Raw genomic sequence first — 14,670 nt, 5'->3', positions numbered from 1 at the left:
CCCGTCATCCCGGCCCGGTTTCCGGTCGTCCTCCGGGCGTCGCGCACTGCAGGACGAGCAGGGCGATGTCGTCCATGCGCTGTCCGGCCATGCCGGTCTTGCTCAGCAGGGTGTCCACGAGCGCGTCCAGGTCCCGGTCGTCGGCGTGGGCGAGATGGTGCGCCAGGTCGCTGATGGAGTCGTCGAGGTCGACTCCGGGTGACTCGATGAGGCCGTCGGTGTAGAAGGCGAGCGTCAGCTCCGGGACGAGCGGGAGTTCGGTCACGGGGAAGTCGGCGTCGGGGTCGATGCCCAGGAGCGGTCCGGGCTGGATGCCGACGGGCCGAGTGTCGCGGTCGGGGCGGCGGAGGAGGGGCGGTGGGTGGCCGGCGCTGGCCAGGGTCGCCCGGCGGCGGGCGAGGTCGAGGTGGGCGTAGAGGCAGCTGGTGAACAGGTCGGGGGCGAGGTCGGTGAGCAGCCGGTTGGTGCGGGAGAGCACCTCGTCGGGGGGTGTGCCGAGGGTCGCGTGGGCGTGAACCCCGGTGCGCACCTGTCCCATCAGGGCGGCGGCGGCGACGTTGTGGCCCTGGACGTCGCCGATGACGGCCGCGGCGGCGGTGTCGCCGAGCCGGATCACGTCGTAGAAGTCCCCGCCGATGTCCATGCCCCGGGTGGCGGGCAGATAGCGGGCGGCGACCCGCAGGCCGCTGATGGCGGGGAGGGTGCGCGGGAGCAGCGCCTGCTGGAGGCCGTGGGCGAGTTCGTGCTTGGTGTCGTACAGGCGGGCCCGGTCGAGGGCCTGGGCGATGAGGCCGGCGAGGGACGTCATGACGGCGCGTTCCTCGGCCGGGAACTCGTGGGGGTGGTCGTAGGACAGGACGCAGATGCCCACGGGACGGCCGGAGATGATCAGGGGCAGGAAGGCCCAGGCCTGTTTGCCGCTGGCCCGCGGGGCCTCGGGGTAGATGCGCCGCATGTCGTCGGGGTGGGAGAAGAAGGCGGGGATGCCACTGTCGAGGGCGCGGCCGGCGGGGGTGAAGCCGGTGTCGAGGGGGAGGCCGTCGAGACGTTCGATGGCCTCGGGGGCGTAGCCGCGGTATCCGGTGATCCGCAGCCGGCCGCCCTCGGCGCTGGACAGGACCAGGCCCTGGGCGCCGAAGGCCGGCATGATCTGGTCGGCGACCAGGTCGATGACGTCCTGGACGCCGACGACCTCGGTCAGCGCGGCCGCCAGGTGCGCGAGCTGGTAGAGCCGGCCGGCGCGGGCCGGGGTGTCGGTGCGCGCGGACTGGCGGGGCGCCGGGTACGGCGGGGGCTGGGCGCCGCTGGGGACGACCCGGACGCTGATGCCGCTGGCGTCCGGGTAGAGGTGGAACTCCAGCCACCGGTCCGGCGGGCGGCAGGCGGTGAAGGAGACCGGCTCGCGGCTGATCACCACGGTCCGGTAGCGGTCCTCGTAGGTGGGGTCGTCGAGCCAGCGCAGCGACTGCCAGGGCAGGGTGCCGAGCAGCTGGTCGGCCTCTCGGCCGAGGAGCTCGCAGGCCCCGGAGCTGACGTAGGTGAAGTACCCCTCCAGGTCCAGGGCGCAGCTTCCGCCGGGCAGGCGCTCCGCGAAGTCGGCGACGGCCGTCGCCGGGCTTCCGGAGCGGCGGCCGGCTCCGGTGGGTACGACGCGGGGCAGGTCGCCGCAGGCCGGGGACCAGCCGTGCGCGACGGCTCCCTCCACCAGCCGGGCCAGGCGCCGGCAGCGGGACATGACGTGCCCGCGCTCCCGCGCGGTCATGTACGGGGGGCGGCCGGCCGGCCACATCAGCAGCAGCGCCCCCCACCGCCGTACGCCGGTGACCGGCGCGGCGGCCAGCACCAGCGGGTAGGGCAGCGCCATCGCGGTCCGCGGATACGAGTGGGCCATCTCCCCCTGGCTGCCCACCCACACCACGTCGTCCTCGCGGAGTGCGTCGGCCACCGGCGCCGGAGCGGCGGTGGGCACCCTCGCCCAGGGCGCGGCGAAGTCGGCCGGTGCCCCGCACAGCAGCTCCAGGCACAGCACCTGCTCGTCCGGCGACACCAGGTACAGGGCGCCGATGGACGCGCCGGTCCGGCGTACCGTCTCCGCGAAGGCGGCGTCCAGCTCTTCGATGTCGGTACCGGGCCCGCCCGTGCCGGACGCACGCTCCCCACCAGGTGTGGCACGTCCTGGCCCAACATCCCCAACCTCGCCCATATGTGGACGTTACGCCGATATGGGATCCTCGGCATGCCCCGCGACCGGTGCCCCACCGGGCGGAGGGGGCCGCGAACCGTCGGGGCGGACACGGGCCGGCCCCGGGCGAACGCCGCCGACCGCTACGACCGCGGCAGTCGACGAGGCCGTCCGGGGCCGGGGCCCGCCTGAAACTAGGACCCCTTCCCCGACGCCTTTTCGAGGGCCTGCTCCACGGCCGGTACGCCCTGGCCGAGGAGCGTCTTCTCCATGCTGTGGTCGCTCTCGCGGCCGGTCCGCTCGCCCTGGGCGAAGCCGTCGGTGTCCACGACCTGTCCGCACCACTCCCCCTGGCCGACGGCATTCCCGTCGAACGGCACCACGGCGCCCTCCCCGAGCGCGACCCATCGGTCGTCCTCCCAGCGCAGGGCGAGGAGGTAGGTGTGGCCGGGCACGACGCGCGGGGCGTCGCCGGTCAGGTCCGGGATGCGGGTCGTGCCGTCCGAGCGCAGCACCTTCCAGCCCAGGCCGATGTAGTCCAGGGAGGAGCCCACGGTGGGATGGGAACGGGTGGAGCTGAACGGCTTCGCCTGTACGTCCAGTTCGACCGTCCGCTCCAGCTGGTAGCGGTACGCCCCCGCCGACAACTCCTCGCGCCCGCTCTCCCGCTCCTGCACCGCCCGGCCCACGACCACGACATCGGCGTACCGCACCCAGTCCTTCGCCGTCTCGGACGGGTAGCGGTTGACCGCGAGCCCGCATCCGTTGACGGTGTCCAGCCCCGGCCAGCCGATGAGCACACCCCCGACGACGCCGGCGGCCGCCAGCGCGGCGACGACCGGACGCCCCGCCAAGCGGGCCGGTAAAAAGTTTCTTCGCATCCGATGATCTTGATGCGCCCACGCCCCGACCGGCCGTGACCCACCTCACACTTCCAGTCACAGCACTGTCACAGCCGTTTCCGGCCCGGGCGATCAGCGGTGTGTAGGGTCGCCGGTCATGACGGACGACTGGCGGAAGGACCGGATCGGCAGCGCGCTGCGGGGCGCGAATCCCACGGTGCTCCGCAGGCTGACGGCCGGGTTCGCGGTGATCGGGGACGTCCAGTTCCTCCCCGGCTACTCGGTCCTCCTGGTGGACGATCCCGCGGTGCAGCGGCTCTCGGAGCTTCCCAGGGCCAAGCGGCTGGCGTTCCTGTCCGACATGGACCGGCTGGGCGAGGCCGTCGAACGCGCCTGCGAGCGGCTGGATCCGGCTTTCCGGCGGGTCAACCTGGAGATCCTGGGGAACGCGGACCCGTTCCTGCACGCGCATGTGTGGCCGCGGTTCGACTGGGAGCCGGCCGAGCTGGTCCGTGCGCCCGTGTGGCTGTACCCGCGCGAGCGGTGGAGCGACGAGCGACATGCGCTCGGCCCGCGGCACGACGCCCTGCGCGCGACGATCCGCGAGGAGCTGGACGCAGCGGGATGAGTGGCGACGACCTGGTCTCGCGGCCCATGCGGCTCGCGTGGCGTCCCGCATGCCGCAGGCGAGGGCGTCGGCGTCGCGGGGCTGGGCGTGGGTACCCGGCGGAGGGGTCTCCGGGAAGGTGACAGAGTGCCGGATGCTGATGACGTCGACGCGCTACCTGGTCTGGAGCTGTTGCGGCCTGCCGTGATCGAGGTCGCGCGGGAGACCGGTGCCTCCGTGACGGCGGTGTATCTGCTGCCGCCGGACGAGCCGGTGTTGCGGCTGGCCGTGCTGGGCGGGATTCCCTGGGACTTCGCGCGACCCTGGGCGCGGGTGGCCCTGGAGACCGCGTCCCCGGCGTCCGACGCCGTCCGGGAGCGGCGGCTGGTGTGGGTGGGCGGTCCGGAGGAGCTGGCGCGCCGCTACCCCCGGCTGGCGCTCGTCGTGCCGTACCACTTCACCATGGCCGCGGCCTCCCTCACCACCGGGACGGACACCTGGGGCGGGCTCGTGCTGCAGTGGCCCGGCTCGCACCCGCCGCAGCTGAGCAGACGGGAGCGCGATGTCGTCACGGACGGCTGCCACCGGCTGGCCCTGCTGCTGCGGGAGGCCGCCGTCGACGGCCGTGCGATACGGGCCGGCCCCGAGCCGCTGATGCTGCCCGCGGTGCGGCCCCGGACGGCGGGAGCCGCCGAGGCGCAGGCCGCGGTGGACTTCGCCGAGCGCATTCCCGGCGGCTGCTGCTCACTGGACGTGGACGGCCGCATCGCCTTCGTCAGCACCGGTGGCGCCGAGCTGCTCGGGGCCGGCATCGCCGACCTGCTCGGTGCCAAGCCGTGGGAGGCGCTGTTCTGGCTGGACGACCCGGTGGCCGAGGACAGCTACCGGGCGGCCGTGCTCAGCCGGGAACCCATGTCCTTCACCGCCCTGCGCCCACCGGACCGCTGGCTGTCCTTCCGCCTCGACCCGGACGCCTCCGGCGTCAGCGTGCACATCACTCCCACCCCCTCCGCCCACACCCGCGCCCCGGCCGTGGACCCTCCCCGGCCGCATCCGGAATCGCCCGCCACGACGGGGCGGGCCGTGACGCTGTACCACCTGATGCATCTGGCGGCCACGCTGACCGAGGCCGTCGGTGTACGGGACGTGGTGGAGCAGGTCGCCGATCAGCTCCTGCCCGCCTTCGGCGCCGGGGCCCTGGCCCTGATGACCGCGGAGGAGGGCAGGCTGCGGATCATCGGCTACCGCGGCTACACCGCCGACCTGATGCACCGGTTCGACGCCGCTCCGCTCACCTCGAGCACCCCCGCCGTACGCGCCCTGACCTCGGGCGTCCCGGCGTTCTTCGCCGGCTTCGCCGAGCTCAAGCGCGCGTACCCGCCCGCGGTGCTCCAGGACGGCATGTCCTCCTGGGCCTTCCTGCCCCTGATCACCTCCGGACGCCCCGTCGGCTCCCTCGTGCTGGCCTACGACCAGCCGCACCCGTTTCCTCCCGACGAGCGCGCCGTCCTCACCTCGACCGCCGGGCTGATCGCCCAGGCCCTCGACCGCGCCCGGCTGTACGACACCAAGCACGACCTGGTCCACAACCTCCAGGCCGGCCTCCTGCCCCACACCCTGCCCGACGTCCCGGGCCTGGAGGTGGCCGCCCGCTACCTTCCCGCGACCCGCGGCATGGACATCGGCGGCGACTTCTACGACTTCATCCACCTCGATCCCACCACGGCCGCCGCGGCCATCGGCGACGTCCAGGGCCACAACGTCGACGCCGCCGCCCTCATGGGACAGGTCCGCACCGCCGTCCACGCCACCGCCGGCGCACCCCCCGGCGAGGTCCTCACCCGCACCAACCGCCTCCTCACCGACCTCGACCCCGGCCTCTTCACCAGCTGCCTGTACGCCCATATCGACCTGGCCGCCCACCGCGTCCGCCTGGCCAGCGCCGGGCACCCGCCCCCGCTGCTGCGCCACCCCGACGGCAGCGCCGACATCCTCCCCGTGCCGCCCGGGCTCCTCCTCGGCATCGATCCCGACGCGCACTACCCGTCGGCCGAGATCCCGCTGGCACCCGGCTCGGTGCTGGTCCTGTACACCGACGGGCTGGTCGAAGCCCCGGGCGAGGACATCGGCGACGCCATCGACGGCCTCGCCCACGTCCTCACCCGCGACCACAGCGTCGGCATGAACGCCCTCGCCGACACCCTCGTCCGGCACGCCCGCCGCTCGGCCCCGCGCAGCGACGACATCGCTCTGCTGCTCATCCATCGCATCCGAGAGGGATTCCCGGCGACCGACCGCGTCACGACGTAGGTGCGGTCACTCCGGCCGGGCCGTGGCGGCGACGCGGAAGCCGACCGTCGGGTAGCGGCCGGAGGGGTCGCGGCCCTCGCCGCGGTAGATCGCGGTGCAGCTGTTGAGGTTGGCGTACCAGGAGCCGCCGCGGATGGCGTTGACCTGCTGCCCCATCTCGCCGCCGTGGGTGGCGGTGATGACGGAGGTGGTCCACTCCCAGCAGTTGCCGCACAGGTCCTGGACGCCGTCGGCGCTGACCCCGCCGGGGTAGCCGGTGACGGGGGTGGTGTAGCCGCCGCCCGCGGTCAGGGCGTCGTAGACGTCGGTGTAGATGAAGCCGGTGCGGCTCGCGGTGACGTTCCAGCCGGCCACGGTTCCGGTGCCGCCGAGGGAGAGGATCTCGGAGATCGGGAAGCTCTGCCCGTACAGGTCGGAGCCGGTGGCGGTGTACGTGGCCAGGTCGGAGCCGTGTTCGGCCAGTTCGTAGGCGGCGCACACCGCGTTGTAGTTGTAGTTGCTGGTCAGGACCGGGGCGGAGTAGCTGGTGCCGGCCTCGTCGCCCCAGGGGTAGGTGAGGGCGTCGGGGCCGGATGCGGCGTTCTCCCACTCGGCCTCCGTGGGCAGGCGGAAGGTCCAGCCGTCGGCGTCCGCGCGTTCGGTGAGCCAGGCGCAGTAGGCGGTGGCGGACTCGAGGGAGACCGACAGCACGGGATGGTCGGCCTTGTCCTCGGGGTAGGCACCGCCGTCCCAGTAGGGGGGAGCGGCCTGGCCGGAGTCGGTGACGAACTCCAGGTACTGGGCGTTGGTGACCTCGTACACGCCGAGCCAGTAGGCGTCGTCGATGGGTGAGGCCTCGCCCGAGCCGGCCGTTCCGGCGAGGTCGGTGGCGAAGACGAAGGACGGGTTGGCGGAGAGGGCGGCCAGATCCTGGCCGGCGACCGTGGTGGTGGTCGCGGTCGAGGCGGCGATGGCACGGGCGGGCCGTACGAGGGCGGCCGCGCCCGTGAGGGTGAGGAAGGCGAGGAGGGTCCTTCTGCTGATGCCTGGGGCGGTCGCGTTCATGACGGCTCCTGAAGGTGAGGGCGTCGCGCGTCCCTGCGCGCATCGCTGATGCTCCATCAACTCCCGCAACCTGTCGACACTTCGACCGTAACAGTCCCTTGAGAGTGAGCTGTGAGCGACATTACGTCGACAGTAGAGCCCTTCGACGGGTGCGAGGTGCGACGGGGCCCCCGCAAGCCGCCGGTCGTGTGGGGAGGGCGGGGCCGGGTACTCGGGGCCGGCAGTGTCGTCGTGTTTCCGGGATCCGGGTTCCCTGGGCGGGAGGAGGGGCGGTCATGTCGCAGCACGCCGACGACCAGGCTCTCGATCAGCGGACGGGGGTCGCCGGGCTGCGTCTGGCGAAGGGTGGGGACGGGCCCGCCCCGGCGGCCGACGCGGTCACGGAGACGCTGCCGGTCGACCGCAATCAGGCGATCCTGGAGGCCGCCAAGCAGGTCGGCTCGATCCTGAAACGCGAGGGGCATGCCTTCGCCCTCGCGGGCAGTGTCGCCGTGTACGCCCATGGTGGGAGCGCGAACCTCCAGCACGACGTCGACTTCTGCTTCCGGCCCGAGGACGCCGGGGCCGTCGCCGACACCCTCCGTACGGCCGGGCTGTCGGTGTACGCGCCGCCGGAGGACTGGCTGCTGAAGGCCGACTGTTTCGGCCAGCAGGTCGACCTGATCTTCGAGCTGGCGCATCAGCCCGTGTCGACGGAACTCCTGGAGCGGGCCCAGCAGCTTCCGGTCGAGTCGGTGTTCATGCCCGTCCTGTCGCCGACCGACCTCGTGCACAGCCTCGTGGCCGCGTTCTCCGAGCACCACTGCGACTTCGGGGCGGTGCTGCCGATCGCCCGGACGCTGCGCGAGAAGGTCGACTGGGAGAGCCTGCGCCGCGCCTGCGGGAGCGATCCGATGCCCGACGCGTTCTTCTACTTCCTCGAACGGCTGGACGTCATTCCCCCCGCGTCCCCGCACGAGCAGAGGGAGCCGAGGGAGCCGAGGGAGCTGAAGGAGGCGCCGCGATGACCGAGAACGTCGAGTACCGGGTCGCCCGGCTGCGCGACCGGCTCGCGGCGGGGGAACTCGGGGAACTGGGCGTGCGGGCCGAGGTGCGGGCCGGGTCGGTCGTGGTGACCGGTACGGTGCCCTCGGCCGGCTGCCGGGAGAGCGTGCTGCGGACGGTCCGGGAGGAGCTGGCCGGGCTCGCCGTACACACCGATGTGGTGGTGGCTCAGACCGCCTCCCCCGACCATGCGGAGGACCTGCCGTGATCCGTGTCGCCGCCGTGGGGGACATCCACATGGGGCCCGACAGCCGTGGTCTGCTGCGGCCCGCCTTCGACACCCTGCCCGACTGCGCCGACCTCCTGCTGCTGGCGGGCGACCTGACGCGCCACGGCACGCCGGCGGAGGCCCGGGTGGTCGCCGACGAGGTGCGGGGGCTGCCGGTGCCGGTGGTGGCGGTCCTGGGCAACCACGACCACCACGACGAGCAGCCGGAGAAGGTCACGGCGATCCTCCAGGAGGCCGGAGTCATCGTCCTGGAGGGCGGGGGGACGGTGCTGGAGTGCGGCGGTACGCGGGTCGGCGTGGCCGGCACCAAGGGCTTCGGCGGCGGGTTCGTGGGGCGCAGCGCCGGGGAGTTCGGGGAGCCGCTCATGAAGGAGTTCGTCCGCTACACACGGCGCTGCGCGGACGGGCTGCGGTCCGCGCTGGAGGCGCTGGAGCGGGAGGGCTGCGGGCTGCGGATCGCCCTCACCCACTTCTCCCCCGTCGCCGACACCCTCGCCGGTGAGCCGCCGGAGATCCATCCGTTCCTCGGCAGCTATCTGCTGGCCGAGGCGATCGACACGGCGGGCGCCGATCTGTCCGTGCACGGTCATGCGCACATGGGTACGGAGCACGGGATGACGGCCGGGGGCGTACGGGTGCGGAACGTGGCGCAGCCGGTGATCAAGCGGGCGTTCAACGTGTACCAGCTGCATCCGGCCGAGGCGCGCCGGGCGGCGCCTGCCGGTTGAGCACCGTGCGTGTCGGGCTGTGCGGCCGGCGGGAGGTCAGCTCTCCACGGCGAACTGGCTGCCGTTCTTCTCCCCGTCCTCCGTGAGCGCCGCGGCCACGCAGCGGAAGACCCGCAGGCCCTTGTCCCACTCCGCGGCCGTGGGCGGGAGGATGTCGGTCTGCCACTCCGCCGCGACCTCACGGCCCTCGGGGACCATGGTCGCGGCCATGACCTTCTGCGAGCACAGGGCCTTGACGTCCGGATGTTTGATCAGGTCCCGCGCGTTGTTCGTCATGCCGTCCCTGGGCAGCGGGGCGATCGCGAAGGTCTCCCACACGTGCTTGGTCGCGCAGTCCGCGCGGCTGACGGTGATGATGCCCGAGATGTCGGTGATACCGCTCCAGCACTCCGGGGTCGCGACGCACCGGCCGCCCACGCCGTCGACGGCCGTCGCAGGACAGTCCCCGGTCGTGGTGGCGACGCCGAAGCCGGCCGTGCCCTTGTCCCCGGCGGTGGCCCCGGAGGAGGGGGCGGCCGAGGTCGGGTTCCCGCCTCCGTCGTCCGAGCCGCCGTACTGGTAGACGACGACGGTGACCGAGACGCTCACGGAGACGGCGACGGCCGCCACCACGGCGATCAGCCGGGAGCGTCCCCCGCCCTTCCGTCCGCCGTCGCCGTCGTCGGGCCGGGCGACCGCCGTCGTGCCGCCCGTGCCGCCCGGCCGCCCCGGAGCCACCGTGGTCGCGGGCACCGCGTCCCGCATGAACGGCGTGTCGCGGACGGACGGCGTGTCCCGGTAGAGCGGTGCGTCCTGGTAGGACGGCGTGTCGCGATAGGACGGGACCGTGGTCATGGTCGGTGCCGGGCCGAAGCCGCCGGTGCCCCGCAGGTCGACGGTGTCGAAGTCGACGGCGGCGAGGGCGTCCCGGAACGCGCCCGCGTCGGACAGCCGCTCGGCCGGGTCCGGGGCGAGCGCGTGCCGGAGCACCTCGTTGAGGGCCGCCGGCATCCCGGGCAGCGGAGCGTACGGCCAGGTGTGCCGCACGATCAGCTCGGCGAGGCTGAGCTGGGTCCCGTCGTCCGGGTGGTGCGGCGGGAAGCCGCGCAGCAGCGCGTAGAGCGTGGCGGCCAGCGAGTACACGTCACCGGCGGGGCTGGGCTCGGCCATGTGGAAGGCCTCGGGCGGCGCGTAGGCCGGGGTCAGCGCCTCCCGGGTCACCGACAGGTCCCGCCCCGGCCGGGGCATGGCCGCGAGACCGAAGTCGGTGAGGGCCACCGCGCCGTACCGGTTGACCATGACGTTGCCGGGCTTGATGTCGCGGTGCAGCACGCCGGCCGCGTGGGCCGCCGCCACGGCGTCCGCGAGGCCCACGCCGATGTCGCGCGCCTCCTTCGGCGGGAAGGCGCCCTGCCGGTGCAGCCGCTCGCCCAGCGAACCGCCGGGGCACAGCTCCAGCACCATGTACGGGCGGTCGTCGGCGAGGACGCCCGCGTCGTACACCGGCACCACGTGCGGGTGCCCGGACAGTTGCCCGGCGGCCGTGACCTCGCGCAGGAAGCGCTGGCGGTCACGCGGGGAGGACAGCACCCGGCTGTCCACCTTCAGCGCGACCTCCCGGCCCACGGCCAGTTGCCGGGCCCGGTACACCGTGGCGAAACCGCCCTGACCCAGGACCTCCTGGATCTCGTAGCCGGACAGTGTCAGTCCTTCGGGCCCCATGTGCCGTACCCCCAGCGCGCGCCACCCCCGGCGGAACGTCCGACCGAGGATGAGGCGAGACTCTAGCCCACGGCACTGACAGGGTCGTTCACAGGTACTCGGTCGCCGCGTCCAGCAGCCAGTCCGTCAGATAACCGGCGAAGGAGGAGCGGACGAGGACCCAGAACCCGCCGCCGGGTTCGTCCCGGGCGACGAGCACGACCTGGGTGCGGCCCAGGGTGGTCTGGGCGCAGCGTCCGGGGCCGAAGGCGCGCGGGTGCAGGTCCAGGGAGCAGCCGTGGGCCAGGAGGTCGCCGGCGCGAGGGCCGGCGACGAGGAGGGTGGTGCGCTGCGCGGAGACGTCGGTGACGGAGACGTGTGCGTCCCCGGCGGCCGCGCGGACACGGCTCTCCAGGTCGCGTTGGGTGTCGGGCTGCCCCACGAGCAGCCATTCGTCCGGGCCGAGCCACAGCGCCGTCAGCTCCCGGGTGCGGACGACCGTGTTGGGTTCCAGGGGCAGTTGCAGGCCGAGGGCGAGGCCGACGGCGTCCGCCGCCGGGCCCTTGGCGTCGAGCCGCACGCCGACCTGGGCGAGGAGGGGCAGTTCGGCCAGCCGGACCGCGCCGCCCGAGGTGCGGGTGGCGGCGGCCAGGCGGTGCCTCGCGTGCGCCAAGGGGCTGCGGGGCGGGGCGGTCAGTGCGGTGTCAGCCATCGCGGCGGGCTCCCTCGGGGTCGTAGAGGACGGGACTGGCGACGGTCACCGGGACCAGCCGGTCGCCGACCGGGGCGTAGAGCCGTTCACCGATACGGTCCCGGCCGCCCTTGATCAGGGCGAGGGCGAAGGTCCGGCCGAGGGCCGCGCTGCGGTAGCTGGAGGTGACGTGGCCCAGCATCGGCACGGGCGGGGCGGGCAGGACGCTGTCGGACACCAGGTGGGTGCCCTCGGGGAGGAAGGTGCCGGGGTCCTCGGGCAGCAGGCCGACCAGGTGCTTGCGGTCGGGCCGGAGGGTGTCGGCGCGGGCGAAGGAGCGCTTGCCGATGAAGTCGGGCTTCTTCTTCGACACCGCCCAGCCCATGCCGAGGTCCTGGGGGGTGACGGTGCCGTCGGTGTCCTGGCCGATGATCGGGTAGCCCTTCTCGGCGCGCAGGACGTGCATCGTCTCGGTGCCGTACGGCGTGATGCCGTACGGGGCGCCGGCCTCGTACAGGGCCTCCCAGAGGGCGAGGGCCTCCCACGGCGACACGTTGATCTCGTAGGCGAGTTCGCCGGAGAAGCTGATCCGGCACACCCTGGCCTCGATGCCGGCGACGGTCGTCCCGCGCCAGGCCATGAACGGGAAGTCGTCGTTGGAGACGGCGAGTTCGGGCGCGAGCGAGCCCAGGACGTCCCGGGACCTCGGTCCGACCAGGGCGACGGTGGCCCACTGTTCGGTGACCGAGGTGCAGTGCACCCGCAGGTCGGGCCACTCGGTCTGGTGCCACTCCTCCATCCAGTCCAGTACGGCGGCGGCGTTGCCGGTGGTCGTGGTGACCAGGAAGCGGTCCTGGGCGACGCGGATGACCGTGCCGTCGTCGAAGACCATGCCGTCCGCCCGGCACATCACGCCGTAGCGGATCATGCCGACCTTCAGGGTGCTCATCATGTTGGTGTAGAGCAGGTCGAGGAAGACGGCGGCGTCCGGTCCCTGGACGTCGATCTTGCCGAGGGTGGAGGCGTCCATGAAGGCGACGCCGTCGCGGGCGGCGGCGCACTCGCGCAGCACGGCCGTCTCCATGTCCTCGCCGCCTCGCGGGTAGTACCAGGGGCGCTTCCACTGGCCCACGTTCTCGAAGAGCGCGCCGTGCGCGACATGCCACTCGTGCAGGGCGGTCGTGCGGACCGGGTCGCTCAGCGCGCCCCGGTCGCGGCCGGCGAGGGCGGCGAAGGAGACGGGGGCGTAGGGCGGGCGGAAGGTGGTCGTGCCGAGCGCCGAGATGTCCACGCCCAGGAGTTCGGCGACGACGCCGCTGGCGAGGATGCCGGAGGTCTTGGCCTGGTCGTTGGCGGTGCCGGCCGTGGTGTAGCGCTTGGTGTGCTCGACCGAGCGCAGGCCGGCGCCGGTCGCCCGGGCCAGATCGTCGACGGTGACGTCGCGCTGGAGGTCGACGAAACGCGGGGCGCCTTCCCGGCCGGGGACGGTGAAGACGTGCATGGGCGACGTGTACGGCTGCGCGGGCACGTCCGGAAGCCGGGGCGCCTCGGGGGTGTGGCCCTCGGCCTCGATCGCACGGGCACCCGCGGCCGCGCCCTGCGCGAGGACACCGGCGAGGTCCAGGACACCGTTGGCGCTGCCCGCGACCTCGACCGCCTGACGGCAGACGTCGGGGACGAAGGAGCCGAGCGTCTCGTCGTGGCGCAGCTTGCCGCCCGCCTGGCTGAAGAGGTGCGCGACGGGGTTCCAGCCGCCGGAGACCAGCAGGAGGTCGGCCGTGAACTCCCGCCGTCCCACGGTCTCTCCGTACGGCGCGACGCTCACGGAGGTGATCCGCGGGTCGCCCTCGGTGCCGACGACGGCGTGGCCGGTCAGCACCTCGATGCCGGCCGCGCGGGCGCGCTCGGCCCACGGGCCCGCGTCGGGGCGGGTGTCCACGACCGCCGACACCGACACGCCGGCGGCGTGCAGGTCCAGCGCGGCCTCGTAGGCACTGTCGTTGGTGGTGAAGACGACGGCGTGGCGGCCGGGCAGGACGCCGTGCCGGTTGAGGTGGGCGCGGGCCGACGCGGCGAGCATCACGCCGGGGCGGTCGTTGTCCGCGAAGGCCATGGAGCGCTCGTGGGCGCCCGTGGCGAGGACGACCCTGCGGGCGCGGATGCGCCAGACGCGTTCGCGGGAGACGTTCCGCGGGGCCGCGGCTCCGAGGTGGTTGGTGCGGCGCTCGACGGCGAGGAGGTGGTTGTCGTCGTAGTGGCCGAAGACGGTGGTGCGGCGCAGGACGCGCACCTCGGGGGCGGATGCGAGCAGTGCGGAGACCTGCGCGACCCAGTCGAGGTGTTCGGCGGTCGACAGCAGGCTGCCGCCGAGTTCCGGCTGGTCGTCGGCGAGGATCACCCGGGCACCGCTGCGGGCGGCGGCCGCGGCGGCGGCGAGGCCGGCGGGGCCCGCGCCCACGATCAGGAGGTCGCAGTGGGCGTGTACGGCGTCGTAGCGGGCCGGGTCGGGTTCGGTGGCGAGGCGGCCCTGGCCGGGGAGGCTGCTCGCCGCCAGGCCGTCGTACAGCTCGACGGTCGTGGCCGGGAGCATCGGCTCGGGGAAGGGTTCCTCGATCTGGATGACGGCGTTGGGTTCTTCGACGCCGGCGGAGAAGATGCCGCGGGGGCGGCCGAGCTTGATGCTGGTGCCGGCCTGGATGACGCCGTTGGCCAGGAGGGCGGAGGCGAGGGTGTCGCCTTCGAAGCCCTGGTATTCGGTGCCGTCGAAGGTGAAGGTCAGCTGGTTGTCGCGGTCGATTCGGCCGCGGGTCGGGTGCCGGAACGGATTGCCCGCGGCGGAGCCGCTGATGGTTGCAGCGCCCCCGCCGCCCCTACCCGTCCCGTCCTCCAGGGGCACTGCCCCTTCCACCCCGCCAGGGGGCTCCGCCCCCTGGACCCCCGTCGGCCCCGAAGGGGCCTCGCCCTCAAACTCCCCCAGACGGGCTGGATTTGCCGGGCTCGGCCGAGAAGTGACCGGACGCGGCTCCACCGTCTCCGGACGCTCCTCCCCCGCCCGGTACACCGCCAGGATCTCGTTCGTCGACGTGTCCCGTACCGCGTTGAACCAGCGGCGGCAGCCCGCCGAGTGGCTCCAGCGTTCGGCGAAGGGGCCCTTGGGGTTGTCGCGGAAGAAGAGGTAGCGGGCCCATTCCTCGTCGGTGAGGGACGCCGGGTTCTCCGGATACGGCACGTGCGCCTGGCCGCCGTAGTGGAACTCGGCTTCGTCGCGGGGCCCGCACCAGGGGCAGTGGATCAGCAGCATGGGGTCGGCTCC

General features: G+C 73.5%; 11 protein-coding genes. 5 read left to right on the top strand and 6 right to left on the bottom strand.

Annotated elements, in window-relative coordinates; genetic code table 11:
* Positions 1-4 precede the first annotated feature (4 nt).
* The gene (locus ACIRF9_RS20790) at positions 5-2,203 is read right to left on the bottom strand and encodes a SpoIIE family protein phosphatase (protein ID WP_403824031.1); all 2,199 of its coding nucleotides are present in this window, start codon (positions 2,201-2,203) and stop codon (positions 5-7) included.
* Positions 2,204-2,376: 173 nt separating this feature from the next.
* Entirely contained in the window at positions 2,377-3,036 is a 660-nt protein-coding gene (locus ACIRF9_RS20785) for a hypothetical protein (protein ID WP_403824028.1), read from the bottom strand.
* Positions 3,037-3,181: 145 nt separating this feature from the next.
* Here ACIRF9_RS20785 and ACIRF9_RS20780 point away from each other — a divergent pair, with 145 nt between their 5' ends.
* Positions 3,182-3,652, top strand: coding sequence for a diadenosine tetraphosphate hydrolase (locus tag ACIRF9_RS20780; protein ID WP_403824025.1), 471 nt, complete (start codon positions 3,182-3,184; stop codon positions 3,650-3,652).
* Between the two features lie 126 nt (positions 3,653-3,778).
* Positions 3,779-5,941: a SpoIIE family protein phosphatase gene (locus ACIRF9_RS20775; RefSeq protein ID WP_403824023.1), complete on the top strand. Its 2,163-nt coding sequence runs from the start codon at positions 3,779-3,781 to the stop codon at positions 5,939-5,941.
* 6 nt (positions 5,942-5,947) lie between these two features.
* Here the strand turns inward: ACIRF9_RS20775 and ACIRF9_RS20770 are convergent, their stop codons facing one another.
* Positions 5,948-6,985: a formylglycine-generating enzyme family protein gene (locus ACIRF9_RS20770; protein WP_403824019.1), complete on the bottom strand. Its 1,038-nt coding sequence runs from the start codon at positions 6,983-6,985 to the stop codon at positions 5,948-5,950.
* Positions 6,986-7,260: 275 nt separating this feature from the next.
* On the opposite strand from ACIRF9_RS20770, the gene ACIRF9_RS20765 reads away from it, so the two are divergent.
* From ACIRF9_RS20765 to ACIRF9_RS20755, 3 genes are read left to right on the top strand one after another with little or no spacing between them, the layout of a single operon-like run.
* Positions 7,261-7,992, top strand: a complete 732-nt coding sequence (locus ACIRF9_RS20765) for a hypothetical protein (protein WP_403824016.1) — start codon at positions 7,261-7,263, stop codon at positions 7,990-7,992.
* Complete coding sequence (locus ACIRF9_RS20760) at positions 7,989-8,237, top strand: BON domain-containing protein (RefSeq protein ID WP_403824014.1); 249 nt, start codon at positions 7,989-7,991, stop codon at positions 8,235-8,237. Before ACIRF9_RS20765 ends, ACIRF9_RS20760 begins: the two co-directional genes overlap by 4 nt.
* Positions 8,234-8,986, top strand: coding sequence for a metallophosphoesterase (locus tag ACIRF9_RS20755; protein WP_403824011.1), 753 nt, complete (start codon positions 8,234-8,236; stop codon positions 8,984-8,986). Before ACIRF9_RS20760 ends, ACIRF9_RS20755 begins: the two co-directional genes overlap by 4 nt.
* Before the next feature lie 36 nt (positions 8,987-9,022).
* On the opposite strand, the gene ACIRF9_RS20750 is transcribed toward ACIRF9_RS20755, so the two are convergent.
* The 3 genes from ACIRF9_RS20750 to ACIRF9_RS20740 form a co-directional block, all read right to left on the bottom strand.
* Positions 9,023-10,687 carry a serine/threonine-protein kinase gene (locus ACIRF9_RS20750; RefSeq protein ID WP_403824008.1) on the bottom strand — a complete coding sequence of 555 codons (1,665 nt, stop codon included), beginning with the start codon at positions 10,685-10,687 and terminating at the stop codon, positions 9,023-9,025.
* Positions 10,688-10,775: 88 nt separating this feature from the next.
* The gene (locus ACIRF9_RS20745; protein ID WP_403824005.1) at positions 10,776-11,378 is read right to left on the bottom strand and encodes a sarcosine oxidase subunit gamma; all 603 of its coding nucleotides are present in this window, start codon (positions 11,376-11,378) and stop codon (positions 10,776-10,778) included.
* Positions 11,371-14,658, bottom strand: a complete 3,288-nt coding sequence (locus ACIRF9_RS20740; protein ID WP_403824002.1) for a sarcosine oxidase subunit delta family protein — start codon at positions 14,656-14,658, stop codon at positions 11,371-11,373. The genes ACIRF9_RS20745 and ACIRF9_RS20740 overlap by 8 nt, the downstream gene beginning before the upstream one ends.
* Positions 14,659-14,670: the final 12 nt, after the last annotated feature.

The sequence above is a fragment of the Streptomyces sp. NPDC096132 genome (assembly GCF_044763345.1).
Taxonomy (GTDB): domain Bacteria; phylum Actinomycetota; class Actinomycetes; order Streptomycetales; family Streptomycetaceae; genus Streptomyces.
This window is presented reverse-complemented; position numbering and strand designations above follow the sequence as displayed.